General features: G+C 70.9%; 22 protein-coding genes. 12 read left to right on the top strand and 10 right to left on the bottom strand.

Annotation, left to right across the window (positions count from 1 at the left end):
• Positions 1–2: 2 nt before the first annotated feature.
• From eccCa to C5B99_RS17055, 5 genes are read right to left on the bottom strand one after another with little or no spacing between them, the layout of a single operon-like run.
• The gene (gene eccCa, locus C5B99_RS17075) at positions 3–3,974 is read right to left on the bottom strand and encodes a type VII secretion protein EccCa (RefSeq protein WP_104244299.1); all 3,972 of its coding nucleotides are present in this window, start codon (positions 3,972–3,974) and stop codon (positions 3–5) included.
• Positions 3,971–4,879 carry a hypothetical protein gene (locus C5B99_RS19410; protein WP_104244297.1) on the bottom strand — a complete coding sequence of 303 codons (909 nt, stop codon included), beginning with the start codon at positions 4,877–4,879 and terminating at the stop codon, positions 3,971–3,973. The genes eccCa and C5B99_RS19410 overlap by 4 nt, the downstream gene beginning before the upstream one ends.
• Positions 4,876–6,210, bottom strand: a complete 1,335-nt coding sequence (locus tag C5B99_RS17065) for an EsaB/YukD family protein (protein WP_104244295.1) — start codon at positions 6,208–6,210, stop codon at positions 4,876–4,878. Before C5B99_RS17065 ends, C5B99_RS19410 begins: the two co-directional genes overlap by 4 nt.
• Positions 6,211–6,257: 47 nt before the next feature.
• The gene (locus tag C5B99_RS17060; protein WP_104244293.1) at positions 6,258–6,758 is read right to left on the bottom strand and encodes a hypothetical protein; all 501 of its coding nucleotides are present in this window, start codon (positions 6,756–6,758) and stop codon (positions 6,258–6,260) included.
• Positions 6,755–7,492 (bottom strand): FHA domain-containing protein, encoded by a 738-nt coding sequence (locus C5B99_RS17055; RefSeq protein WP_104244291.1) that lies wholly within the window; start codon positions 7,490–7,492, stop codon positions 6,755–6,757. The genes C5B99_RS17060 and C5B99_RS17055 overlap by 4 nt, the downstream gene beginning before the upstream one ends.
• Positions 7,493–7,633: 141 nt before the next feature.
• Here C5B99_RS17055 and C5B99_RS17050 point away from each other — a divergent pair, with 141 nt between their 5' ends.
• A complete protein-coding gene (locus tag C5B99_RS17050) occupies positions 7,634–7,981 on the top strand; it encodes a hypothetical protein (RefSeq protein WP_104244289.1) in 348 nt (115 codons plus the stop codon).
• Between the two features lie 25 nt (positions 7,982–8,006).
• Positions 8,007–8,315, top strand: a complete 309-nt coding sequence (locus tag C5B99_RS17045) for a hypothetical protein (RefSeq protein ID WP_104244287.1) — start codon at positions 8,007–8,009, stop codon at positions 8,313–8,315.
• A gap of 132 nt (positions 8,316–8,447) precedes the next feature.
• On the opposite strand, the gene C5B99_RS17040 is transcribed toward C5B99_RS17045, so the two are convergent.
• From C5B99_RS17040 to C5B99_RS17015, 5 genes are read right to left on the bottom strand one after another with little or no spacing between them, the layout of a single operon-like run.
• Positions 8,448–8,954 (bottom strand): DUF6301 family protein, encoded by a 507-nt coding sequence (locus tag C5B99_RS17040; RefSeq protein ID WP_104244285.1) that lies wholly within the window; start codon positions 8,952–8,954, stop codon positions 8,448–8,450.
• Between the two features lie 9 nt (positions 8,955–8,963).
• Positions 8,964–11,456 (bottom strand): hypothetical protein, encoded by a 2,493-nt coding sequence (locus C5B99_RS19405; RefSeq protein ID WP_181065047.1) that lies wholly within the window; start codon positions 11,454–11,456, stop codon positions 8,964–8,966.
• Positions 11,453–11,821, bottom strand: a complete 369-nt coding sequence (locus C5B99_RS17025) for a DUF6507 family protein (RefSeq protein WP_104244283.1) — start codon at positions 11,819–11,821, stop codon at positions 11,453–11,455. Before C5B99_RS17025 ends, C5B99_RS19405 begins: the two co-directional genes overlap by 4 nt.
• Position 11,822: 1 nt before the next feature.
• Entirely contained in the window at positions 11,823–12,158 is a 336-nt protein-coding gene (locus C5B99_RS17020; RefSeq protein ID WP_104244281.1) for a hypothetical protein, read from the bottom strand.
• Between the two features lie 2 nt (positions 12,159–12,160).
• Entirely contained in the window at positions 12,161–13,258 is a 1,098-nt protein-coding gene (locus tag C5B99_RS17015; protein WP_104244279.1) for a DUF6177 family protein, read from the bottom strand.
• 311 nt (positions 13,259–13,569) lie between these two features.
• On the opposite strand from C5B99_RS17015, the gene C5B99_RS17010 reads away from it, so the two are divergent.
• The 10 genes from C5B99_RS17010 to fabG are packed head-to-tail and all read left to right on the top strand — an operon-like array spanning position 13,570 to position 22,702.
• On the top strand, positions 13,570–13,869 hold the full coding sequence (locus C5B99_RS17010; RefSeq protein ID WP_104244277.1) for a phosphopantetheine-binding protein: 300 nt from the start codon (positions 13,570–13,572) through the stop codon (positions 13,867–13,869).
• A gap of 28 nt (positions 13,870–13,897) precedes the next feature.
• Positions 13,898–15,112, top strand: a complete 1,215-nt coding sequence (locus C5B99_RS17005; RefSeq protein WP_104244275.1) for a beta-ketoacyl-[acyl-carrier-protein] synthase family protein — start codon at positions 13,898–13,900, stop codon at positions 15,110–15,112.
• A 17-nt stretch (positions 15,113–15,129) separates the two neighbouring features.
• Positions 15,130–16,062 carry a hypothetical protein gene (locus tag C5B99_RS17000; protein ID WP_104244273.1) on the top strand — a complete coding sequence of 311 codons (933 nt, stop codon included), beginning with the start codon at positions 15,130–15,132 and terminating at the stop codon, positions 16,060–16,062.
• Positions 16,059–17,117: a DUF4872 domain-containing protein gene (locus C5B99_RS16995; RefSeq protein WP_104244271.1), complete on the top strand. Its 1,059-nt coding sequence runs from the start codon at positions 16,059–16,061 to the stop codon at positions 17,115–17,117. Before C5B99_RS17000 ends, C5B99_RS16995 begins: the two co-directional genes overlap by 4 nt.
• The gene (locus C5B99_RS16990; RefSeq protein ID WP_104244269.1) at positions 17,114–17,740 is read left to right on the top strand and encodes a 4'-phosphopantetheinyl transferase superfamily protein; all 627 of its coding nucleotides are present in this window, start codon (positions 17,114–17,116) and stop codon (positions 17,738–17,740) included. The genes C5B99_RS16995 and C5B99_RS16990 overlap by 4 nt, the downstream gene beginning before the upstream one ends.
• On the top strand, positions 17,737–18,930 hold the full coding sequence (locus tag C5B99_RS16985) for an ABC transporter permease (RefSeq protein WP_104244267.1): 1,194 nt from the start codon (positions 17,737–17,739) through the stop codon (positions 18,928–18,930). Before C5B99_RS16990 ends, C5B99_RS16985 begins: the two co-directional genes overlap by 4 nt.
• A complete protein-coding gene (locus tag C5B99_RS16980) occupies positions 18,927–19,400 on the top strand; it encodes a thioesterase family protein (protein WP_104244265.1) in 474 nt (157 codons plus the stop codon). The genes C5B99_RS16985 and C5B99_RS16980 overlap by 4 nt, the downstream gene beginning before the upstream one ends.
• Positions 19,387–20,826, top strand: coding sequence for an NAD(P)/FAD-dependent oxidoreductase (locus C5B99_RS16975; RefSeq protein ID WP_104244263.1), 1,440 nt, complete (start codon positions 19,387–19,389; stop codon positions 20,824–20,826). Before C5B99_RS16980 ends, C5B99_RS16975 begins: the two co-directional genes overlap by 14 nt.
• The gene (locus C5B99_RS16970; RefSeq protein ID WP_104244261.1) at positions 20,823–21,944 is read left to right on the top strand and encodes a beta-ketoacyl synthase N-terminal-like domain-containing protein; all 1,122 of its coding nucleotides are present in this window, start codon (positions 20,823–20,825) and stop codon (positions 21,942–21,944) included. The genes C5B99_RS16975 and C5B99_RS16970 overlap by 4 nt, the downstream gene beginning before the upstream one ends.
• On the top strand, positions 21,941–22,702 hold the full coding sequence (gene fabG, locus C5B99_RS16965; protein WP_104244259.1) for a 3-oxoacyl-ACP reductase FabG: 762 nt from the start codon (positions 21,941–21,943) through the stop codon (positions 22,700–22,702). Before C5B99_RS16970 ends, fabG begins: the two co-directional genes overlap by 4 nt.
• Positions 22,703–22,713 lie beyond the last annotated feature (11 nt).

The following is a 22,713-nucleotide window of genomic DNA, read 5'->3' as shown; positions in this document are numbered from 1 at the left end:
GGTCAGAGGGCCTCGGGGAGGTTCGCGAGCTGCACGACCGCGGGTGCCTCGCCGCGGCGCAGGTACTTGCCGCGCCCAGGGGGCATCCGCTCGGCGTAGACGCGAGGCGCGATCTGGCCCTCGCTGCGGTCGCCGGAGAGCAGCAGCAGCGCACCGCCCGTGTCGCGCGTGCTCTGGAGGAACGGCGCGTACATGGCCCTCGTCGAGCCTGCCACCGGCCTCGTCACGACGATGTGGATGCCAAGGTCCCGGGCCGCGGGCAGGTGCGGCACGAGCGCGCCGAGCGGGTCCGTGCCACCCGCCGCGACGATGTCGTAGTCGTCGACGAGCAGCACGACCCTCGGCGTCTTGCGCAGCTGCTCGGCGGTGCGTCCGGGACGCTCGGCGAGCTCGCTCGCGATGGAGGCGGCCAGCCCGCTGGCCTGGGCGGCCGATCTGGCGTGCGCCGCGAGGTACTCCTCGGGGATGACGCTCGGCACCTTGCCACGCGGATCGACGACCGCGATGGCGAGCTCGTCCGGCGTGAACCGCTCGACGAGCCCCTTCGCGATGACGCGCAGCGCCGTCGACTTGCCGCTCTTCGCGTCCCCGAGCACGACCAGGTGCTGGTCGGAGTCGAGGAAATCCCAGAGGGCGCTGTCCATGGTGTCCTGTCGGAGCCCCAGGGGCACGGCCGTCGGCTCGTCGGCGGCATCCGGGAGCGTCGACGGGTCGATGGTGTTCGGCAGGAGGCGGATGGGGGCCGCCGCTGGCCCGCTCCAGGACTCCGCGGCGCGAGCCGCGAGCTCCTCGAGAGCCTCGCCGACCTGGTCGGGGTCGACCGCTTCGAGCGCCGGGAGGGCGAACTGGGCGAGCGTCTTCGCGTCGGTGAGGGCGCGCCCACGGGAGTCGGGCGGCACGGACTTCGCGAGCTTCCGGTCGATGGCGGAGTCGGCGGGGTCGTTGAGGCGCAGCTCGATGCGCGTGCCGAAGAGCGACTGGTGGGCCATGCGCAGCTCGCTCCAGCGACCGAGCGTCACGACGAGGTGGATGCCGTAGCTGGAGGCCTGCAGCATGAGCTTCGTGAAGGGGCCGTCGAGGTGCTCGAAGTCCTGACGGAGCGCGCCGTATCCGTCGACGAGCAGCACGATGTCGGCGGTCGGGAGCTCCGGCAGCTTGCCGGCTGCGTGCATGGCCCGCAGCTGCGCCGTGCTGTCGATGCTGTGGCGCTTGAACAGCTCCTCGCGCATGCGGAGCATGGCGGTGAGCTCCTCGACGAGGCGCACGAGGCGAGAGTCGTCGCCCCGAGCGGCGACACCGCCGACGTGCAGGAACGCTTCGAGCCTGCGCAGTCCACCACCCGTGAGGTCCATGCCGTAGATGCCGACGGCCCCCGGCGACCCGCTCAGCGCGAGGGAGGCCGCGATCGTGCGAAGCGCGGTGCTGCGCCCCGATTGCGGCCCGCCGATGATGGCGATGTGGCCGCCGGACTTGGTGAGGTCGAGCACCCAGGGTTCCTGGCGCTGGTTCGCGGGCTCGTCCTCGACGCCGACGACGATGCGCAGCGGATGCCCGTCGCTCGGGTCGGCGAGGGAGGCGGCGCCGGCGATCGTCGGCTCGGCGGCGGGCCCGGATCCGGCGGCGAAGGCGTCGCCCAGCGAGATGCGCTCGGCGAGTGGCGGCAGCCACACCGGCCGGACCTTGTGCGGCCGGTCGAGCTGCGCGACGAGGTCGTCGATGAGGGTGCGCCGCGTCTCCGGCGCACGCAGCACGAGCGGCGCATCCGGGTCTCCCCCGCTCTCGATGCCGTTGTAGGCGGGGACCTCGACGATGCGCGGATGCTCGTCGTCGGAGGCAGGGCGCGCCTCGGCGACCTCGTCGACCGGCCCGGAGACGTAGCCGGCGTGGAAGCGCTGGTAGACGCTCGTGTCGACCTTCAGGTAGCCGTAGCCGGGGACTGGCGGCAGGTGGAACGCATCGTTGGAGCCGAGGACCACCTGGGACTCCGCCTCGCTGAAGGTGCGCAGGCCGAGGCGGTAGGAGAGGTAGGTGTCGAGTCCCCGCAGCTTCCCGCCCTCGATGCGCTGGCTCGAGAGGAGGAGGTGGACGCCGATGGAGCGACCGATGCGGCCGATCTGCAGGAAGAGGTCGATGAAGTCGGGTTCGGCGGTGAGGAGCTCGCCGAACTCGTCGATGACGACGAACAGGTGCGGCATGGGCGCCAGCTCGGGGCGGGTGCGCCGGAGCTCGCGGTAGTGGGAGATCGAAGGCGACGAGTCGGCGCTCTTGAGGAGCTGCTGGCGGCGCACGACCTCACCCTGCAGTGAGGCCTTGGCGCGGACCGTGAGCTGCGGGTCGTCAGCGAGGTTGTCGATGAGGCCGGCCAGGTGCGGCAGTCCCTCGAACGGCGCGAAGGCGGCGCCGCCCTTGTAGTCGACGAGGATCATCGCGAGGTCTTCCGGCGGGTGGGAGACGGCGAGCGACAGGATGAGGGTGCGCAGCATCTCGGACTTGCCGGACCCGGTGGCTCCGATGCAGATGCCGTGCGGGCCCATGCCCTGCTGCGCGCTCTCCTTGAGGTCGAGGTGCACGGGTCGCCCTTGGTCGTTGACTCCGAACGCGACGCGGAGGAACTCCGCTGGCTGCCGTGGCGCCCAGACGCGGTCGAGGGAGACGGGCCTGTCGAGGGGCACGCCCAGGATCTCGGCGATGTCGGCGGCTGGGCCCTCGTCGTCGCGAGCGCCCGCCGCCGCGAAGGTGCGCTTCGCGGCGAGGGTCCTGGCGAGGCCGTCGAAGGCGGTCGCGGTGAGCTCGTCGGCGTCGAACTGCACCGTCCGCTGTCCGCTGCCGCCGGCATCGTGGGTGAGGCGCGCTGCCCCGTCCGCGTCGAGCTCGATGCGGACGTCGACGTCGTCGGGCTCGTCGAGGCGATCGTCGATGAGGTGGATGACGGTGACGCCGATCTCGCTCGGCGTGTAGCTGCGGTCGGGCAGCTGCAACGGTCGGGCGGGCTCTCCGTGGCGGTCGTCGATGACGACGAGGCTGGTCAGCGCGGTGGCCTTGCCGCCCCGGCGCCTGGCGGCGGCCGCCGTCTGCGTGCGGTCGAGGAGCTCGCTGCCGAGCACGGCGGCGAGCTGCCGCAGCTCGGGGGCGACGCGACGCGCGGGCACGGGCCCGTCGAACAGCCGGGGGTTCTGCGCGTGCGGCAGCAGGTCGAAGCCCCGCCAGTCGTCGCCGCGATCTGGGGCGAAGGCGGCGGCGAGCTGCACGTCGTCGGGCAGCTGGTGGCTTGCGAGCTGGGCGACGAGGCCGCGGGCGAGGGGCACGGTCCGCTCCCGCGGCCCGATGACGGCGACGACGGATGCGCCGCGAAGGTCAGCTATGGCGGGCATGCCGGGGATCTCGCTGTGCGTCTCGGCGAGCAGCTGCGCTTCGCGGAGCAGGATGGGGTCGGCGGGCTCGGTGGGCGAATCCTCGGCGGCCACCGCGAGCTGGAACCACGGCACGGTCGCCGTTCCCACGCGCGCCTGCAGGTGGTCGGCGTCGCCTCTGCGGCGGTCCCAGAGGCGCGCGGGGTCGTGCACAAGGGAGGCGAGCCCGCTGCGGTCGGGGTGCACGAGCCTCGCGGCCCGCACCGCATCCGTCGCCTCGTCACGCAGCTCGCTGCGCTGCCGTTCGAGGTAGTCGAGGTAGCGCTTGCGGCGGAGGCGCAGCGCGCGCCCCGCGCGGCCCCGCGCGGAGACGGCGAAGCCGACGCCCGAGACGATCGCGACGACGAACACGATGCCCGCGATGAAGAGGAACAGCGGCTGCCCGTTGCGCATGACGACCATCATCGTCACGGAGGTGAGGGCGCCGACGACCGGCAGGAGGAACTGGAACGGCGTCGCGCTCGCCTCGTCGCTGAGCGTGGGGGGCGAGGCGAGCTGCCTCGCCTCGGGCCTGGGCGCGGGGAAGACCGTGCGCGTGGGGCGGTGGGCGTCGCGGATGCTCACGATCGCGCTCCTGGTCGGTCGGCGTGGGGTGCTGGCGGGAACACCTGGGCGGGTGCGGGGACGTGTGGGGGCGCCGACGGCGGGACCTGCGGCGGAGCCTGACTGGCCTGGGCCTGGGCCTGGGCCGGGGCCGGGGCCGGGACGCGAGGCGGAGCTTGGGGCGGGGCCTGGGGCGTGGGGGCAGGAGCAGGCACAGGAACAGGAGCAGGCGGCACCGCGATGCCCGCGGCGGCGTCGATGACCCTGGCGCCGAGGCGCAGCATCCGCACGCCGTCGAGACCGCGCGCCGCGCCCGCTCCCAGCGCCCGGTCGTGCCGCACGAGCACCGCGGGGAACGGCAGCCTGCTGACGAGCCTCTCGGTGGCGAGGCCGGCCCTCCGATGCACGTCGACGGCGACGAGCACGACGCGTGTGCGCTCGCCGATGGCGGCGGCGATGTCCAGGGCGTGCTGGATGCTCGCGCGCTCGGCGGTCGTCACGAGGCAGAGCACGTGAGAATGCTCGGCGAGGTCGCGGATGCGTGCGAGCGGGGAGGTACCCCAGTCGGTGACGGTGAGGTCGTACCGGTCGCTCGAGGCGCGGTGCAGCCGCCACCACGCCTCGACGTCCGCCGGCCACTCGGTCGGGGCGAGCTCGAGGGCCTCGACGCTCGTGCCCTCGAGGCCGCGCTCCGGTCGTGGGCTGGGACCCTGCGCGCTGACGAAGCGGACCCGGTCGTTTCTCGCGGAGGAGAGGAAGCGCGCGAGCTCGACGGCGACGGTCGTGCATCCCGAGCCCGGAACCAGCGAGGCGACGCCGACACGTCGCCGGAGCGCGAGGGGCACGGCGGCCCGCTCGCGCAGGTCCTGCAGCTCGGCCGCGCCGCGAGCCGTGAGCGCCTGCCTGAACCCGTCGAGGCGACTCAACGGAAGGCCTCGAGGAGGTCGGCGAAGACGCCGAACGAGCCGAGCGCGAGGGGCACGACCGTGAGCACGACAAGCAGCTCGAGGATGTCCGCCCATCTCCTGAGCTTCGCGGCGACGACTTCGCTGGGCTCCCACGCCGCGACGACGACGGCGACGAGCGCAGCGACGCCCGCGATGAGCGCCTTCCCCTCGTCGCTGACGAGCGTCGTCGAGAGCAGCCACAGCGCGGTCGGCACCGCGGCCGCCAGCAGGAGTGCGATGCGCGGCGGCGCGAGGGGGAACGTCCGCATGCGGAGCAGCGCGATGACGGCGAGGGACGCGGCGAGTCCCTGCCGCCACGGGTCCTGCGAGAGCAGTAGCTCGGAGAGCGAGAGGAGCGCGACGGCCGACACCGCGATGACGGTCCAGGTGAGCTGCGCGAACGACTCCGCGATCGCCGCCCGGACATCCGACGTCGTGGCGCGCGCGCCGCGCATGATGCGGTCGTCGTAGGCGGTGAGCCCGCTCAGCGAGAGCGCCGCGCCGGGGAGGAGACCGAGCACAGCGATGCTCAGCACGGAGGCGATGACGGCCACGCCACCGCGGTCGAAGCCCGCCAGGTCGACGAAGAACAGCCCGGCGCTGAGCAGCAGCCCGACCCCAGCCCCGTACCTCGCGGAGGTCCGCTGGAAGCCGACACCCCAGACGAGGCCGAGCACGAACCATGCCGCCATCGCCGCGACGAGCACGCCGGTCGGCAGCGCGTCCCAGCCGCCCTCGCGGCCACTCGCCGCACCGATCTCGGCGGCAAGGCCGAAAGCGGCGGGCACGGCGAGGCCGAGCGCAGCGCTCGCCACCCCAGCCACCGCGGCCCGCTGGCCAGACCGCGCCAGACCCGCGCCAGCGGCGGCGAGCAGCGCGACCGCGGCGAGCATCCACTCGGCGGGCAGCGCGAACGCGCTCATGACCCAGAACCCGGCTCCAGCGGCGGCGAGACCGGCGGCCACCGCGAGCACGGAACGTGTGTGCGCCTGCGTCCAGGCGTCCCGCCTCGCAGCGCCAGCCTCGGTGATGGCGTCCGTGATGTCGATGACCTCCGGCGCCTGCGGAGCATCATCCACGGTCGTGACCCGCAGCAGTGCCCCAGGCCGCACGCCCTGCTCTTCGAGGGTCGCGTCGAAGTCGAGGGATGCACCCGTCAACGTCGTCAGCGTCAGCACGGCGCCCCCGCTCGGGGTCTCCTCGAGGAGCTCGAGCACGTGCGGCAGGAGCACCCCCACGGGCTCGCTGTTCGGGAGTGCGAGCTCGGCCTTGCGCTCGCTGCCGATGACGGTGAGTCGCGTGTACGACACTCAGTGCTCCTCAGGGGTCGTGCGACGGGTGATCATCCGGAGGCCGCTCACTCGACGACCGTCAGCGTCTGCGGGTCGATCGTGATGCCGCTCGTCGGGTTCGTGTAGTAGCCCGTCGCGGGGTCGATGTACCAGCCGATCCTCGTGTCGATGAGCTTGCCCTCCGGGTCGGTGGCGTAGCCGGTCACGGGATCGACGACGAATCCAGTCCGAGGGTCCGTGTACTCGCCCGTCGCCTGGTCGAGGAGGAAGCCCGTGGCCTCATCCTTCACGACCGTGCCGCCGGGCAGAACGGGGTTCGCGGCGGCCGCGGCCTGGAACGCGGAGATCGCCTCCTGCTGCTTCCGGTCCTCGAGGAGGTTCACGACGAAGCTCGTGCCGAGGCACGCGCAGCAGATGACGGCTCCGAGGATGACCGAGCCGAGGAGTCGCCCCACGTTGGTGTTGACCGACCGCCGCGTCGCCTGCGGTCCGTGCGCGAGCGCGCCCAGCATCCGCTCGCGGTGGGCGCGAGTCGTGTCGATGAGGGTGCGGTCGGTGTCGCTCATGCCGCCACCCCCGATCCTGCGATGCTCGCGCCGGGCCGTCCGAGACGCACGCGCCGCGACCCGAGGGCGAGCACGGTGCCGAAGGGAACCGTGATGGCGGTCTCCGGCTGGAGCCGCCTCGGGTCGCCGCCGGCGAAGGCCCACGTGCCGCCGATGCTGCCGAGGTCGGTGACCAGCACGCCGTCGAAGTTCGGCTCGAGGCGCACGTGCGTCGGCGCGAGACTCCGCGAGAAGTCGGGGACCGCGACGGGCCGCTGCCCCCTCGAGGTGACCTGCGGCGCACGACCCACGATGATGACGCCGCGCACGACGTGACGCGAGCCGTCGTCGAAGTGCAGCTCCAGGTCCGGGCTCGAGAAGCGCTGGGGAACACGCGTGGGCGGTGCGAGCTCGATGGGAGCCGGCATCAGCTCGAGCGGGTCGAGGCCTCCGCGGATGTCGAGCGTCATACGCGCGCCGGCAAGCGGTCGCGCTGGCATCCCCGTCGAGCGCGCGACGGTGCGCAGGCCGAGCAGCGCGTGGCCAGGGCTCGTGCCGAGGGCCGACCGCAGCCACCACCAGAGGCCGAGCATCAGAAGAGCCGCGGATGCTCCGACAAGCGCGGCGAACGCGCCGCTGATCCGCGCGGCCAAGAGCGACAGGCCAGCCACGAGGACGAGTCCGAGCGCGACATCGACCACGACCGACCAGGCGCGCTGGCGGGTCGCCGCTGGGAGATCGGCCTGTTTCCACACGAGTGGCAAGGCTAGTCGGACGAACCTGACCCCGGGAGGGGAGAACTCCCCTCGAAAAAGTTGGACGAGGGCGGTGCGATCATGCTGAACTGACGTCTCCGGAGGACAACGCGCGCCGACCGCGGTGCTGGAGAGGATGCCATGAAGTTCGCAATGGAAGACCAGACACTGGTCACGCTCGGGAACAAGTCGCAGACCGAATCGGACGACCTCGGCGAGCTCGTCAAGCAGCTCTTCGATGCTGCGGAGCCGCTCGCGTCCACCTTCAACGGACCGGCGAAGGCCAGCTTCAACAACTTCAAGGCCAAGACGGACGACATCTCGAACGCGCTCAACTCGGCGCTCGCCGGCATCGTCACGTCGATCAGCGGCCAGAACAAGGCGTTCGTCGCTGCCGCCGATGACGGCGCGGCAACCCACGAGGCGTCGTCGAACTCGACCGACTTCAGCTCCGAGTCCTTCCTGTCGCGCATCCGCCCGCAGGCCTAGCCTTCCCGAGAACCGGAGAACACGCATGTTCACGAACCAGATGGATCGCAACGACTACAACATCGGCTCCTCCGAGGCGACGCAGGCGAACTTCGAGCAGGTCGCCGCACGCCTCGAGTCGGCACTCGACCGCCGCGACGCCGACGTCAAGCAGGCCATGGCCGACTACCAGGCAGACGGCGTCTCCGAGGAGTACGCGCACCTCGAGCAGCAGTGGAACTCCGCAGGCCAGCAGGTGCGCGACGTGATCGCCGCCATCCGCAACTCGCTCGTCGAGAACGACGACGTCGCACGCCGCGCCCTGTCGGCTGCGCGCGCCTCGATCCCAAGCTAGGCCGCGCCTCCCGTGCTCGGCCGAGTTTCCGCTCGGCAGAGCACGGGACGCCCGCACCCAAGACGGCGGCACGCTTCACGCGTGCCGCCGTCTTCTGTCGTCTCGGGTCGCTGCGCAGTGCGCAGCGGGCTGCTACCGGTTGTCGTCGGCGGTGCCCGGATTGCGGCTCGGGTCGATACCGAGACGCTCCTCGACGCGTTCGATGTCGGCGAAGCGCTGGTCCTGGACCACGAGGAGCACCTTCTTCGGCACCGACTTCAGCCAGATGCGTCCGCCGTTGCCCAGCTCCCAGTAGGGGTCTCCCTGCTGCTGGCCCGACGGGGCCCCGAGCTGCGAGTCCACCGCGTCGCGAAGGGCGCTCGCCGCCTGAGAGAGGGCCGCCGAGTCGTCGCTCTTGTCGCTCGCGGCGATCGTGATCTGCGAGACCGCCTCGTCGGCGACCAGCGACCGCACGGTCGGGAGGCTCACGGGGTAGCCGGAGCGGTGCTGGATGCCGCTCGACGTCTCAAGCTTCGGCTGCCAGCCGAGTTCCTCAGCCAGCGCCGCGTAGCCGTCGCGACCGAGCGGCCACTCGACCGCGTCGAAGGCCGCGCAGACCGCACGCACCTGTTCGTCTGTCGCGCGCGAGAGTGCATCCATGGGCTGATCCTATCGAGGCAGGCCGAGGTTCAGCTCGGCAGGGTTGAGGCCGAGCCTCTGGACGGAGATGCTGCCACCCGGGCTCGCCTTGACGAGCTGGTAGTCGACCCTGACCGAGCCGTCGGCCAGGCCCGCGGCGAGGGCCGGATTGTCGCGGAGGTACGCGGCGAGGTTGGCGTCGTTGCGGAACACATCGTTGAAGTACAGCGTGGACCCCTGAGCCGCGCGGCTGCCGTTCGGCAGCACGGTGCCGTCGGACAGCGTCGTGCCGTCTGGGAGGATCCGGCCCGTCGTGCTGAGGCGCGCGCTGCCGCCCTTCGCCTCGGCGACGATGAGCGTCTGCGTTCCGTCCTCGCCGACGCGCAGACCGATCTGATCGAACGTCCCGGGGCCAGCCCCGTCGCCGTCGACCACAACCGTTCCGCCCTGCGTGGCGATCGCGTCACGTGCCGCCTGGTCGCCCATCTGCTCGGATGCGCCCACCTGCGCCCCGAAGGCCTCGCGCTCGGCGCTGGCCGCGACCTCGAGGTCGGCGATCGCCTGCGCCGCGGCGGCGTGCTCCTCCGGCGGCAGGTCCAGCTCATCGAGCTGGTCGTTGAGCTCGTCGATGGTCGCCATGATGTTCTTCTTGTTGAGCGCCCCGCCGTCGACATCGACCGTGAGATCGAGGTCGTTCAGGGCTTCGAGCTGCTCGTTGCGGGTCTCGAGCGCCTCATGCCGGATCGCCTCCTGCTCGGAGCGCGTGCTGTGGTGCCCGTCGAAGTCCGCCGAGCGGTCGACGCCGATGTCCGTCGGAGTGCGGTGCGCGGAGTGCGGGTCGATGCTCGAGGGCTCCACGCCGGGCGAGTTGACCGGAGCGCCCGTCCGCGGGGACTCGCCGCCAGGCACATCGCCGCCAGGCGCATCGCCGCCAGGCACCGCCGAACCCGGCCCATCCGGTGCGTGCGCAGGCGGTGGGTCGAAAGTGGGCGCGGTCGGCGACCCCGGGCCGGTGCCCGGGAGGGTTCCGGTGCCAGGCGCGGCGCCCGTTCCCGGGACAGTTCCGGTTCCGGGGGCAGTTCCGGTTCCCGGGACAGCTCCCGTTCCCGGGACAGTTCCAGTTCCCGGCACAGCTCCCGTTCCCGGGAGGGTTCCAGTTCCCGGCACAGCTCCCGCTCCCGGGAGGGTTGTCGAGCCGGGCGCCTCGAGGCCGAACGCGTTCGACACGGGAGGGACCCCTCCCGTGGGAGCGAGCGCATCCACGATCCCGGTCGCCCCGACGTACGGCGTGATGCGCAGGCCGTCCGGCGAGAACCGGATGCCCCGCGTCGCGAGACCGACGGCAAGCGAGCCGCCGGGGATGGCGAAGTCGGCGGCGAAGGCACCGGCACGCGTCACGATCGAGCCGACCCGGCCCGCCGTCGAGACGCCCTTGGCGATGTTCGCCCCTGGGATGAAGAACGTGCCGATGTTCGCGAGCGTCTCGGTGCCCGTCGCGACGGCGTCCTCCTCCCAGGCGTGGAAGCCGTTCTCTCCTGCCAGCGCAGCCTGGTGGTCCCAGCCGATGAGGCTCCCCCAGCCGGTCGCGGCGACGTTCACGCGATCGTCGAACCACTGATCGGCCTCCGATCCCGGAGCGACGAGCTTCACGGCCCAGGTCGTCGGCGACAGCACGACGGCCGTCGAGAGGGCGAAGTTGCCGAGCCCTCCCCAGGCCGCGCCCGCCTTGTCCCAGCCCCACTCGCCGGAGACGGGGTCGCGGCCGATGAGCGACGCCGCGCCCGTCCACGTGCCGTGCCAGAAATTGCCGGCGCCGTGCGCGACCGACTCGGAGCAGTTGCGGTCCTCGTCGGCCGGGTAGCCCCAGGGCAGCTCTGTCGACGCCATGATCGCCTCGGCGGTGATGGCCTCGTCTTCCGTGACGTAGCTGCCCGTGCTGAGCGTCTCGAGCCCGGCCGCGCAGGTCGTCGCGGCGGCGGAGACGGTCTCGATGATCGCGGCGTACTCGGCGAGCAGCTCCTCGTTCTTGTCCCGCGCGGGGCCGTGCTCGGTCCACGAGAAGTGCTCGGTCTTGTCGCCCAGCTTCGTGATGTCGGTCGTCGCCCACTCCCACGACAGCCCGTGCGCATCCCACACCGTGACGTTGTAGCCCCGGAGCGCCTCCTGCCGGAAGGCGGCGGCTCGATCCTCGAGGTCCTTGAGCGTCGTCTTGACGCCCTCGAGCTCTTCAGCGTAGGTGCGCAGGTAGCCGGCCGCGCTCGAGAAGCTCGCCTCGACGTCGGAGGCCGCGTTGGTCGCCGGCGAGATCGCCGCGTACACGGACTCCTGCTCTGGGGCCTGGTACGAGGCGCCGATGCCCGCCCAGGTCGTGCTGATCGTCGACACCTTCTCGACGAGGCCGCTCCCCATGCCCTCGAGCGAGGTCGCCGAACCCTCGATGACCGAGGTGTCGAGGTCCGCGCTCTTGCAGACGAACGCAGACGGGTCGATGAGGCCGTCCCCGGTGCAGACTTCGATCGTCATGCGTCCCCCTGGTATCCGTGCTGCTCGAAGAAGCTGAAGTCGCCGTTCGAGCCGTCGGCGATGGCACCCTGGAACTCGAGCGCCATCTGCTCCTGCCCGTTGTTGTAGGCGTAGACGGCGTTGGCGACACCCGCGACGCTCGCGTTCACGGTGTTGCCGACCGCGGTGACATTCGACTGCTGCTCCGTGAGCAGCCCGGCGAGTGCCTCGGAGACTCCGGCGGTGATGCCGCCGCCCCACGCGACCCCGGCCATGACGCCGTTCATGCCGGCCTCCGTGATGACGGTCGCGAGCTCACCCTGCGTGGCCTGCACGCTCGTGAGCACGCCCTGCACGCCGGTCGGATCGATCTTCCAGTCGGACACGTCACACCCTCTCTGTCACTGAGCCGCCGATCGCCGAGGCGAGCCGCTCGGCGAGCTCACGCCCTTGCTGCGCCGCGCCCCTCGGCACGGTCACCTCCGTCCAGAGCCCGAACGCGGCAGGCGGATGCGCCAGCGCCGCGGCCGCGCTCGTCGCGTCCACGATCGGCTGGCTCTCGAAGAGCGTGAGCAGCGACGCGCCGTCACCGTCGACGGCGTGGCGGACCGTGCCTCCCTCGAACGAGATGAGCTGCCCTTCCGGGTGCGTCTCCGCGATGGCGCGCGCGACGGCCTCGTCGCTCGGCGCCACCTCACTCAACAGGACCAGTTCGATCGGCATGCTCAGCTCCTCCCGACCTTGGTGTCGCCCGTGGCGAACTCGAGGGCGAGTGCGGACGCAAGGCGCTCCTGGTCGAGGTCGGAGGCGAACGCGCGCAGCTGGTGCCACAGCGGGTCGCCGCCGGAGAGGCGGACGACGAGCGCAGGAGCCCGGCGGAGGCCGACGGTCGTGACGTCGTGTCGCTCGGCGAGCGCCTCGACGTCGACCGCGAGGTCGCGGACGGCGCGGGCGCCGAGAAGGACGGCCAATGGCTGCTCTGGCCTGCGTACGCCTGGGAGCCGCCCGGAGGAGCCAGCTCGCTCTTCGACCTCGCCGCAGGACAGGAGCGCGACGTTCACGCGTGCCCGCTCTGCCAGCGCCTGGAGGGTGTCGAGGACTCGCGGATGCGCGGCGAGCGCACCGCCCGGCACGTTGGCGAGCGGGGAGAGCTCCGCGTCGCGGATCGGCACGGTGCCCCGCACGTGCTCGAGCAGTCCCGTCTTGGTCCGGGACGCTGCGAGGCTCACGACCGCGCCGTCGTCACCGGATGCGTAGTGGCGCTCGGTGACGGGCATCTGCCGCCGCATCGACTCGGTGACGGCAGCATGAGACCAGCGCCCGGCGAGCGGTTCGACCACACCCCACCGTTCGAGCCCGGTCCCGCCGAGACCAGCGACGAGCTGGTCGGCGACACCACCGATCAGGGTGCGCTCGTCGGCCCGGTCTCGCACGTACACGTCGAAGACGAACGAGGGGACGGTGTGCTCGCGAAGGCGAGAGAGCGTCGGGTGCGCTTCTGGCACTCGGTCGGCCCTTGGCGCCCAGAAGTCGCCGAAGCTGGAGATGCGTGTTCCCCGGAAGGCGTCGAACATCGCGCCCTCGAAGGAGACGGCCCAGTACCCGCCTGCGGCCTGGAACGCATCCGCGACGAAGGTGGACACGTGCGCGTGGTCGGTGGTGACGAGAACGGGCCGGAGTCGTGCGGCGTGGGCATCCATGAGGAAGCGCTGCAACGGCCTGGAGAGCGTCACGCGCTCCGCCGACGCCCAGTAGACCGTGTAGCCGCCGCCGGCCCCGTCAGCACCTCGCTCGTCGGAGAGCGGGTCGATGAACGCGGTCACGCGGTCACCTCCTGGCAGGCTCTGGCCTTGCTGAGCTGGCACGGCACGTGGGACTGGTGCGGCACTTGGGAACCTCCGGGGCACTCGGACGAATCGCCAGATTATCTGCAGAACGGCGACACCCGAAGGGCAGTTCTCCCCTGCCGATCGACCGCCCCACGCGAACACCGCCACCGCCGCTCGGCCGCCCCGCACAGCGCGGCCTCCTCCACAGCCACGAAGCCGGGTTTGTTACTCGATATTCTTCCTGCTACTGTCCGGAGTGCTACTTAAACGTAGCTTCCTGGGCGGCGGACAAGAAGGAATCCAACATGGCGAACACTGACCTCGAGCGCGACATCATCGCGGCGATCGTTGCCCGGCTGGGCTTGGAGATCGAAACGGCCGACGTCGACGTCGACGCGCCGATCTTCGCCGCCCTGGCCGAGGGGACCGAGTTCGAGGAGAGTTCCCTGAACCTCGATTCCATCGACATCCTCGAGGTCGTCCTCGCCCTCGGCAGCGCATTCGACGTGGAGCTGCCGGACGACCAGCCTGAGATCTTCGGCTCCGTGCGGGCCATCGCCGCCTATATCCGCGAGCCGCGTCCCCTCGACGCGAGCACGTCCTAGCCTGCGTCGCCCGACGGCTGGTCCGGCAGTGCGCATCCTCATCACCGGCGTCGGGCTGCTCAGCCCGATCGGCAACAGCTTCACGGAATTCAGCGACTCGCTTCGGAACGGCGACTCAGGTTTCGCGCCGATCACGGCCTTCGACACCACCGAGTTCCCCTACGACCGAGGCGCGACCATCAGAGAGCTGCCCGACGCGTTCGCGGCATTCGTCGCGGACCGACCAGGATGGGAGACGGCCCAGCACTACGGAGCATTCTGCGCGAGCCGCGCCCTCGCAGACGCCGGCCTGTCCTCCGAAGATCTCGACCCGTTTCGCACTGCGGTGGTCGTCGCCTCGTCGAACGCCGGCGTCGAGACCAACCAGGCATACGCGGAGCAGTCGCTGGCGGGAACTCTCGAGACGGGGGCGACCATCGTGCGGACGCCGGGGACCGTCGCGGCGTCGATACGATCCGAGTTCGGGCTCCGCGGCCCCCAGGCATCCGTGTCGACAGCCTGTGCCGCAGGAAGCAACTCCGTCGGACTCGCCTGCGACCTCATCGCATCTGGCCACGCCGAACTGGCTCTCGCCGGCGGTGCCGAACCGTTCTCGATGCTCTCCTACTCCGGTTTCACGCTGCTCAAGTCGTTGACGCACGACGCGCTCCGGCCCTTCGATGAGCTCCGAGACGGCACCGGGCTCGGCGAGGCCGCCTGCATGTTCGTGCTCGAGTCCGAGGCGTCGGCCCTCGCACGAGGCGCGAGCGTCTACGGCGAGGTCGCAGGGTACGGGCTCTCCGACGACGCGCACCACGCGACGGCTCCCGACCCGAGCGGACGAGGGGCGGAGCTCGCGATCCGACAGTGCCTCGAGCAGGCGGGCGTGCTGCCCGCCGACGTCGACTACGTCAACGCGCACGGCACAGGCACGCGGTACAACGACGTCATGGAGCTGACCGCGCTGCGGAGCGTCTTCGGCGACGGGCTCCGCGCCATCCCCGTGAGCTCGACGAAGCCGCTGCACGGCCACACGCTCAGCTGCGCGGGCAGCATCGAGCTGCTCGCCTGCCTCGCCGCGATGGAAGGCGACTTCGTACCGGGGAACTTCGGCCTCCGAGAGGCCATGAGCGGCTTCGGAGACCTCGAGCTGCCGACGCGCACCCTCGAGGATCACCGCGTGGACGTCGCCATCTCCACCTCGTTCGGCTTCGGCGGCAACAACACCTGCATCGCCGTGCGCAGCTTCCGGCCGCCGGCATGATGGCCCACGTTCAGCCGATGGGCTCCGCCGTCCCGGCCTCCAAGATCAAGGCCTCCGAGATCAGGGCCTCCGAGATCGCAGAGATCGCGCACCCCGTCATCGCACCTGCGCAGCTCGTCTTCGGCCACCTCGGCATCGAGATCGAGCCAGTGGCGGTCTGCGCCATGGCCTCCACGTTCCGCTACGTCCGGCCCATCGCCGACGGTCGAGACGAGTTCGGTGGGCTGGAGGCCGCCTTCGACCTGTTCGAAGCCGCGGGGTTCAACTGCGAGCAGTTCCGCACCGCAGACAGCGCGCAGTTCCTCGAAGCCGCACGGCGCGAGCATGCGCTGACGGAGCGACGCTGGCGAGCGGCGCCGATGTACGCCATCCACCCGGAGACGGATCCCGCGACGGGTTCGAGGGTCCTCCTCCCCGTCGCACTCAGCGAGTTCGACGCCGCGTCGGTCCGCGTCACGTCGATCTACGCCGACCGCTCGCTCAGCTACCGCGAGCTGAGCAGCGCGTCCCTGACGTCCTGGGGGTACGCCGCGCCGGTCCCCTCCCTCAGAGCGATCATCGCGCCGAGCCGATTCTCGTTCGCACGGCGGGCCGCGCGTTCCCTCGGCCTCGCGCTCCAGCGCATGCGGGTCGCGGAGGACGGGCTGTCCATGCTGTCGGACTGGCTGGCCACGCGCCCCAGCCGGGGCGACGTCGCCGCCTACCGCCACCGACTCCGCGCGGTCTCCTGCGGCGACAGCAGCTACGGGCGCACGCGCCTCGTCGACGCCCTCGACACCTATGGCGGTGCCAACGCGCACGACGCCACGAGGCTGGGTTTCCTTCGGTCCGCTGGACTGCACCGGGCATTCCTCGACGGTGACGACACCGCGCTCACCGCGATCGTCGCGGTCGAACGAGCCGCCCTCGAGACGGTCCGCGTCTGGCGAGCAGCGGAGACCGAGTCGTGAACCTCACCGCGCGCACGACGTGGCCCGAGACCTACCGCCGCGGGTCGCACTGCTTCTCCACCATGCTCTCGAACGTCTTCCAGGGCACCGGGTTCGACCTCGACGAGGGGCTCTGCTTCGTCATCGGCGGCGGTTTCGGGTTCCTCTTCCACCGTGAGGAGAGCAACGTCTACGTCAACGCGCGCATGCACGACCTCGAGCACTTCTTCGCGCGGCGCACGGGCTCGCGCATCGAGTTCCTCTCGCATCCGGACGCGCACACGATGACCGAGCGCGCACGGGAATGGTCGGAGCAGGGGCTCCTCCCCTACCTGTACTGCGAGGCGCGCGAGCTCCCGAGCTTCGCGGGCGTCCTCCCCTGGGACGAGGTCCATGCGTTCGGCGAGCACGCGCTTCCCGTCAGGGCCGTCCTGCCGAACGGCGACCTGATCTGCAACGACTACCTCTGGTCGACACCGGTCGAGGTGTCCGCCGCGAGCGCGGCGGCCGCGGCCTCGATGCCGAGCGATGGGTCCCTGCTCATGGCGGCGCCGGCGCGGAAGTTCGCCGTCGGGCGAATCGTTCCGCCGAGGCTCGTCCCCGACCTCGACGAGGTGCTGATCGTCTCCCTCGCGGAGAGCGCCGAGCTGTTCCTCAACCCCGCCAACAACACGCAGGGAGAACGGGCGCTGAAGGCACTCGAACGCGAGCTGTCCTCCATGCCCGACGTGCTCACGACCCAGCAGATGCGGGGAGAGCTGCTGTCGATCTCGACCATGCTCGAGAAGATCGGGACCGGCGGCGGCGCCGGTCGGCACCTCTTCTCACGTGGGCTGCGCGCAAGCGCGCGGCACCTCGGACACGGCGACCTCGACCCGATCGCCGACAAGTACGCGAGCCTCGGACGAGGGTGGCGCGCGTTCGCGAGGGCACTCCGCGCACATGCCGGGGCCGAAGACCCGAGAGACGGCTGGGGTGACCTCGTCTCTCGGATGCGCGAACTGCGCCGCGCGGAACTCGAGGCCGTCTCCCGGCTCTCATCGCTCGCCGACTGCCTCCTCCGAGGCACCTCGTGATCGCGGTCAGCTGGCTGGACCGGGCGGAGATGCGACGCGCAGCGGCGCCGACCGGTGGCTGGCAGCTGCGCCGAGCCGCGGGCCGTGCACTCCTGACCGAGACCCTCGCGGAGTTCGGCGTGCACGATGCGCGGGTGACCAGGCGGTCTCCCGAGAAGCCCCGGCTCGAGACGAGCGGGCTCCACTTCTCGACGTCGCATTCGGGCGAGCTGTCCGTCTGCGCGGTCGCCCGCGAGCCCATCGGCATCGACCTCGAAGCCGTCGGCTCACCCAGAGAGCACCGGCTGACCCGTGAGCTGCCGTCGCTGCGGTCGGGGTTCTTCACCCCCGCAGAACGCCGAGAGATCGCGACGTCACCGGCTCGGCTGCTCGAGATCTTCGTCCTCAAGGAGTCCTGGGGCAAGCGCGCAGGGCGCGGGCTCGGCATCGGATTCGGCGCTTTCGACGAAGCCGCACTGCACGCGTCTCACCCGGATGTCGAGTTCACGCGCCTCACCATCCCTGGTGCCGTCTGCATCCTGGCCCACCCCGTGGGCAGCGAGATCACGGTCCTCCGGCGCACCCCGACCGCTGTCCAGCTCGCCGCCGCGGCAGCCACCGATCGAAAGGAACGAGCCGCATGATCAGACTGGCGCTGCACGACGTCGTCCACTACCGGCGCGAAGCAGCAGGCGTGGTGAGCCAGGTGGCCATCGGCATCGCGCTCTTCGTCATCGCGCTGTCCTTCGTCGGCTCCATCGGTCAGAACGCCGACCGGCTCGTCTTCGGGAGCGTCGGGGCGACGTGGCTCGTCGAGCCGAGCGCCGACAGCGGCGGCGCCCTCAGCTTCGACGCAGCGACCGCGGAGCGCTTCCTGTCGTCCGCGAGCGACGCGGAATCCGTGCGGCCCCGGCTGCAGCTCACCGCGAACGTCTCGAACCCGAACGGCTCGAGCGCACGCCCCGAGAGCGCATCGGTGAGCCTCATCGGCGCCGATCTCTCCGCGGAACCGCAGCTCGCCGAGAACCTCGGACTCCCACCGGAGCGCATCGGCACGCAGCACATCGAACTCCATGAGAAGACCGCGAGCCGCCTCGGGGTCACGGCGGGAGACGAGGTCAGCATCTCCGTTGCCGGCGCCGAGATCACCTACACCGTCGACGACGTCGTCACCCCAGACACCCCGAGCTTCGTCATGGAGAGCTGGGCGATCGTCGACCGAGACAGCCTCGCCGAGCGTGTGCACGGCGACCCGGACAGCGTCAACGCGATCCTCGTCGACGCCGCTGACGACGAGTCGGCGCGAGTCGAGATCACAACCGCCGCCGCCGCGCTGGGCACCCCGACCACGGTGTCCTCCTGGTCGGAGACGAGCTGGTCGGCTCTCATGCTCGGCCCGAAGATCTGGGTCATCCTCCTGGTGTCCGTCTTCACGTTCACCTACGTCGTCATCTGCATCGGCCTCACCTCGCTCATCTACTCGGCCATGCTCTCCCGCGTCGGCGATCTCGCCGTGCTGAAAGCCGTCGGAGCACGCGGTGGGACGCTGCGGCGGATGTACCTCGCGGAGGTGGTCGCCCAGTTCATCGTCGGATACGCCATCGGCGCCCTCATCGCCACCGCCACGGTCGCCGTCGTGAACCTCCTGGAGGTCTCCTCCACCGACTCGGCCTTCGCATTCGCCGTCGGCTCGACGAAGCTCCACCTCGACCCGAGCTGGTGGGCATTCGCCGCCCCCTTCGCCATCGGCCTCACGTTGACCGTGGCAGTGCTCTGGTTCCCGGTCCATGGGGTGTCGAAGCAGCCCGCGCTCACCTTGCTGGAGCTCCGATGAGCGGCCGCAGCGTGAACGAGACCCGGTTCTCCGTGCGCTTCAGCGAGACCGACATGGCCGGCGTCTTCCACCACAGCAACCTGTTCACATGGTTCGAGGTCGGACGCTTCGCGCTCATCGACGAGCTCACCCGCGGCGGGAGCCTGCTCGAACTCGAGGGGGACACGCTCTTCGTCCCCGTCACCAAGACGCGAGTCTCGTTCCTCGGCCTCGGACGCTTCGGCGACGAGCTCCGCCTCGAGACCTTCCTGAAGCCGCAGGCGACCACGAAGCTCGTCTTCTACTACCGCCTCACTCAGGTGCGCGACGGCAGCCCCGTGGCGATCGGCATGACCGAGCACGTCGTGCTCCGCGGCAACAACCGGTTCCTCTTCAGGTGGCCGGAGTCGACGAGGCACCGCATGGACAGCTTCTTCGCGGAGCACCCGCACGCGGTCACCGACGGAAAGGAATTCGATGCCAGGCTCTGAATGCATCGTCGTCGGCAGCGGCATGGCCGGCCTCGTCGCGGCGGCCCGCCTCACGGCGCACGGTCACCACGTCACCGTCCTCGAGCAGCGCGAACAGGCCGGCGGCTACTTCGGGGGGTTCCGGAACGACGCCGGCGACCACTTCGACCTCGCCGTCTCGCACCTGCTCGGCGGCCACCCCGGAGGGGCACTCCACACCCTGCTCCACGAGCTCGACCTCGAGCACGCCGTGCACCTCGACCCCGTCGACATCGCCGACGTCATGGTCATCGGCGATCGACGCATCACCCTGCCGACCGGTCTCGACCGGCTCCAGACGAGCCTCGGGGTGCAGTTCCCGGAGTCCACGGACGACCTGGCGGCGTTCTTCGGCTTCATGCGCCAGTTCCTCGGCGACGACGGCGGCTCCGAGGACAAGGGCCGGTTCATGATGCGGAACTACCGGCGGGGCTTCGAGGAGTTCTGCACGGCCACCATCGCCGACCCGCTGCTGCGCACGGCGCTTGCCATGCGCATCCAGTGCGACGAGTCGTCGCTCATGATCATGGCCGGGTTCTTCACCGAGTGCTACGCGAAGGGGATGGTCTCCCTCCGAGGAGGCGTGCGCACGCTCGTCGACGCCCTGGTCGGGTACATCACCGAGTCAGGCGGCGAGGTGCTGCTGGGCGCGGAGGTCACCGCCATCCTCGCCGCCGACGGAGTCGCGCATGGCGTGCGGCTCGCGGACGGCTCGACGAGAGCAGGAGACGTCGTCCTCTACAACGGCGACGTCTTCGCGCTCGAGACGATGCTGGCCGAGCACGGAGGCACGGGCATCGCCGTCGAGGGGCGACGACGCGGGCACTCCTCGCTGAGCCTGTTCCTCACGCTCGAGGGCGCCGACCTCTCACGGTTCGCGGGCGCCGCCCGCCACTACCTCACGGACACCGACGACGTGTTCGAGACCTACCGGGTGCTCGAGACCGGCAGGCTCCCGCAGCACCCGGTGATCAAGCTGCACTTCCCGAGCCGCATCGACCCCTCCCTGGCGGCACCGGGCCGAGACCTCCTGCGCCTGGAGGTCGACATGTACCACGACGACGACGCCCACGACGAGGCCTTCTACGCCGAGTACGCGCAGGTCATCGAAGGCCTCGTCGCCAGGCGCCTGGTGCCAGAGCTGCGCGAGCACTGCGTGTACCGCAGGGTCGCGACCCCGCTCGACTACCTGCGCTGGTTCGGGCACCGAGGCGGATCGGCGACGGGCTGGGCGCACGACGTCGACAACTACCTGGTGCGCCGGATCAGCCAGCGCACCGGCCTGCAGAACACCTTCATCACCGGCCAGTGGGGCGAGTACGGATCGGGCCTCCCGCAGCTGATCGCATCCGCAGCGAGATCCATCTCCCTCGCAGAGAACTGGCTGAGAAAGCGAGCACAGCAATGACAGCACCCACGCTCATCACCGGCTTCGGGGCGATCTCGCCGCTGGGCCTGCGCCTCGAGGACCACGCGGCGTCCGCCGGCGCGCTCGACCGATTCGGCTGGGCCTTCGCAGACATCGACGAAGCCGAGCGCCTCGCGTCCCGCTCGACGACGCAGCACGGACACGAGACCCGGCCGATTCCGGAGGGCTTCAGCGTCACGGACTACGTGAAGCCCGTTGGGCTCCGCCGCAAGAAGCGCTTCAGCCAGATCGCCATGGCGGCCGCCACCGTCGCCTTCACCTCGGCCCGCCTCGGCGAACGGCCAGCCGACCTCGAGCGAGTCGGCGTGGTCACCGGCACCGAGTACGGGCCGCAACGAGTCGTCAGCGAGTACCTCGACGGTCTCCTCGGCGGCGGGCTCCAGCAGGCGAGTCCCGGGCTCTTCACGCAGACCGTCTACAACGTGGCCAACGGCCAGGCGAGCCTCGCCCTCGGCCTCAAGGGGGCCAACTCGACCCTCGTCGGCGGGTCAGCGCTTGCCTACGCCGAGCTGCTGCTCGCCTCCGGCAAGGCGGATGCGCTGCTCGCCATCTCCCTCGACGAGACCAACCAGATCATGACCGAGTACTTCGACCGCGTCTTCGAGTACCCCAGAGGGGTCGCCTTCACTTTCGCCACGGGGGAAGCGGCAGCCGTCGTCGTCCTGGAGTCGGCCCGGTCGGCCGAGGCACGCGGTGCGACGCCGCTCGCGACGCTCCTGAGCACAGCCTCGGCTTCGGCGGCAGGCGCAGGCGTCAGCTACCTGGACTGGCAGCCAGACGACACGACCATCGAGCATTCGATGCGGCAGGCGCTCGAACGCGCGAACCTCACCATCGACGAGGTCGACACGGTCGTCGGCACCGCGAACGGCCTCGAGGGCCTCACGCGGAGCGAGCTCTCGGCCATCCGCGCCATCGGCCACCGCGGCAGCGTGCTGCTGCCGCGACTCGCGACCGGCGAGTGCTTCGGCGGCAACGAGGCCCTCGCCCACGTCATCGGCTTGCAGGCATCCGCGCCTGGCTCGAGCATCCTCACGACCGTGGCGACCGTCAACGGCGGCGTGACCTCGACGATCACCCGGAAGGCGGCAGCATGAACGCCCATCGTCACCCCGAAGGCACGACCCGCGTCTGCGTCACCGGCGCGACCCGCGGAATCGGCCTCGCCATCGCGGAGCGCTTCCTACACAGCGGGGCTCGCGTCGCCGTGAACTACCGCAGCACTCGGAGCGAGACCATGTCGGTGCTCGAGCGCCTCGAGCACCGCTACCCCGGCCAGGTGCTGCCGGTCAAGGCGGATGTCTCCTCCTTCGCCGAGGTGAAGGCCATGTTCGCCGAGATCAAGACCGCGTGGGGTGGGCTCGACGTGCAGGTCAACAACGCTGGCCACGCCAAGGACGGGTACGCGCTCATGATGAGCGAGGAGTCCTGGCGGTCCGTGGTCGACACCGACCTGTCCGGGACCTTCTCCTGCTCGAGGCAGGCAGCCTGGCTGATGGCCGCCGCCAAGCACGGGACCATCGTGAACATCGCCTCCGTGAGCGCCCTCACGAGCCCCATCGGGCAGGCCAACTACGCGGCCGCGAAAGCCGGCGTCATCGCCCTCACCAAGACCCTCGCGAAGGAACTCGCGACGTTCGGCATCCGGGTGAACTCGGTCGCTCCCGGCTTCATCGACACCGACATGCTCGACTCGCTGCCGCAGCCGACGCGCGACGACTACCTGAAGCTCATCCCCCAGGCCCGCTTCGGGCGGGCGGAGGAGATCGCGGACGTCGTCCAGTTCCTCGCGGGGCCGAGCGCCTCCTACATCAACGGGCACTGCCTGGTCGCCGATGGCGGGCTCACGGCATGAGTGGCGCCGCG

The sequence above is a fragment of the Pseudoclavibacter sp. Z016 genome, assembly GCF_002931215.1.
In the GTDB taxonomy this organism is placed as follows: domain Bacteria; phylum Actinomycetota; class Actinomycetes; order Actinomycetales; family Microbacteriaceae; genus Pseudoclavibacter.
This window is presented reverse-complemented; position numbering and strand designations above follow the sequence as displayed.

What these genes read in the sequence shown, in the direction of transcription:
- C5B99_RS16985 (WP_104244267.1), top strand. Translation starts at nt 17,737, where the DNA reads ATGATCAGACTGGCGCTGCACGACGTCGTCCACTACCGGCGCGAAGCA.
- C5B99_RS16975 (WP_104244263.1), top strand. Translation starts at nt 19,387, where the DNA reads ATGCCAGGCTCTGAATGCATCGTCGTCGGCAGCGGCATGGCCGGCCTC.
- C5B99_RS16980 (WP_104244265.1), top strand. Translation starts at nt 18,927, where the DNA reads ATGAGCGGCCGCAGCGTGAACGAGACCCGGTTCTCCGTGCGCTTCAGC.
- C5B99_RS19405 (WP_181065047.1), bottom strand. Translation starts at nt 11,456, where the DNA reads ATGACGATCGAAGTCTGCACCGGGGACGGCCTCATCGACCCGTCTGCG.
- C5B99_RS17000 (WP_104244273.1), top strand. Translation starts at nt 15,130, where the DNA reads ATGGGCTCCGCCGTCCCGGCCTCCAAGATCAAGGCCTCCGAGATCAGG.
- C5B99_RS16970 (WP_104244261.1), top strand. Translation starts at nt 20,823, where the DNA reads ATGACAGCACCCACGCTCATCACCGGCTTCGGGGCGATCTCGCCGCTG.
- fabG (WP_104244259.1), top strand. Translation starts at nt 21,941, where the DNA reads ATGAACGCCCATCGTCACCCCGAAGGCACGACCCGCGTCTGCGTCACC.
- C5B99_RS17045 (WP_104244287.1), top strand. Translation starts at nt 8,007, where the DNA reads ATGTTCACGAACCAGATGGATCGCAACGACTACAACATCGGCTCCTCC.
- C5B99_RS17010 (WP_104244277.1), top strand. Translation starts at nt 13,570, where the DNA reads ATGGCGAACACTGACCTCGAGCGCGACATCATCGCGGCGATCGTTGCC.
- C5B99_RS17060 (WP_104244293.1), bottom strand. Translation starts at nt 6,758, where the DNA reads ATGAGCGACACCGACCGCACCCTCATCGACACGACTCGCGCCCACCGC.
- C5B99_RS17040 (WP_104244285.1), bottom strand. Translation starts at nt 8,954, where the DNA reads ATGGATGCACTCTCGCGCGCGACAGACGAACAGGTGCGTGCGGTCTGC.
- C5B99_RS17050 (WP_104244289.1), top strand. Translation starts at nt 7,634, where the DNA reads ATGAAGTTCGCAATGGAAGACCAGACACTGGTCACGCTCGGGAACAAG.
- C5B99_RS17020 (WP_104244281.1), bottom strand. Translation starts at nt 12,158, where the DNA reads ATGCCGATCGAACTGGTCCTGTTGAGTGAGGTGGCGCCGAGCGACGAG.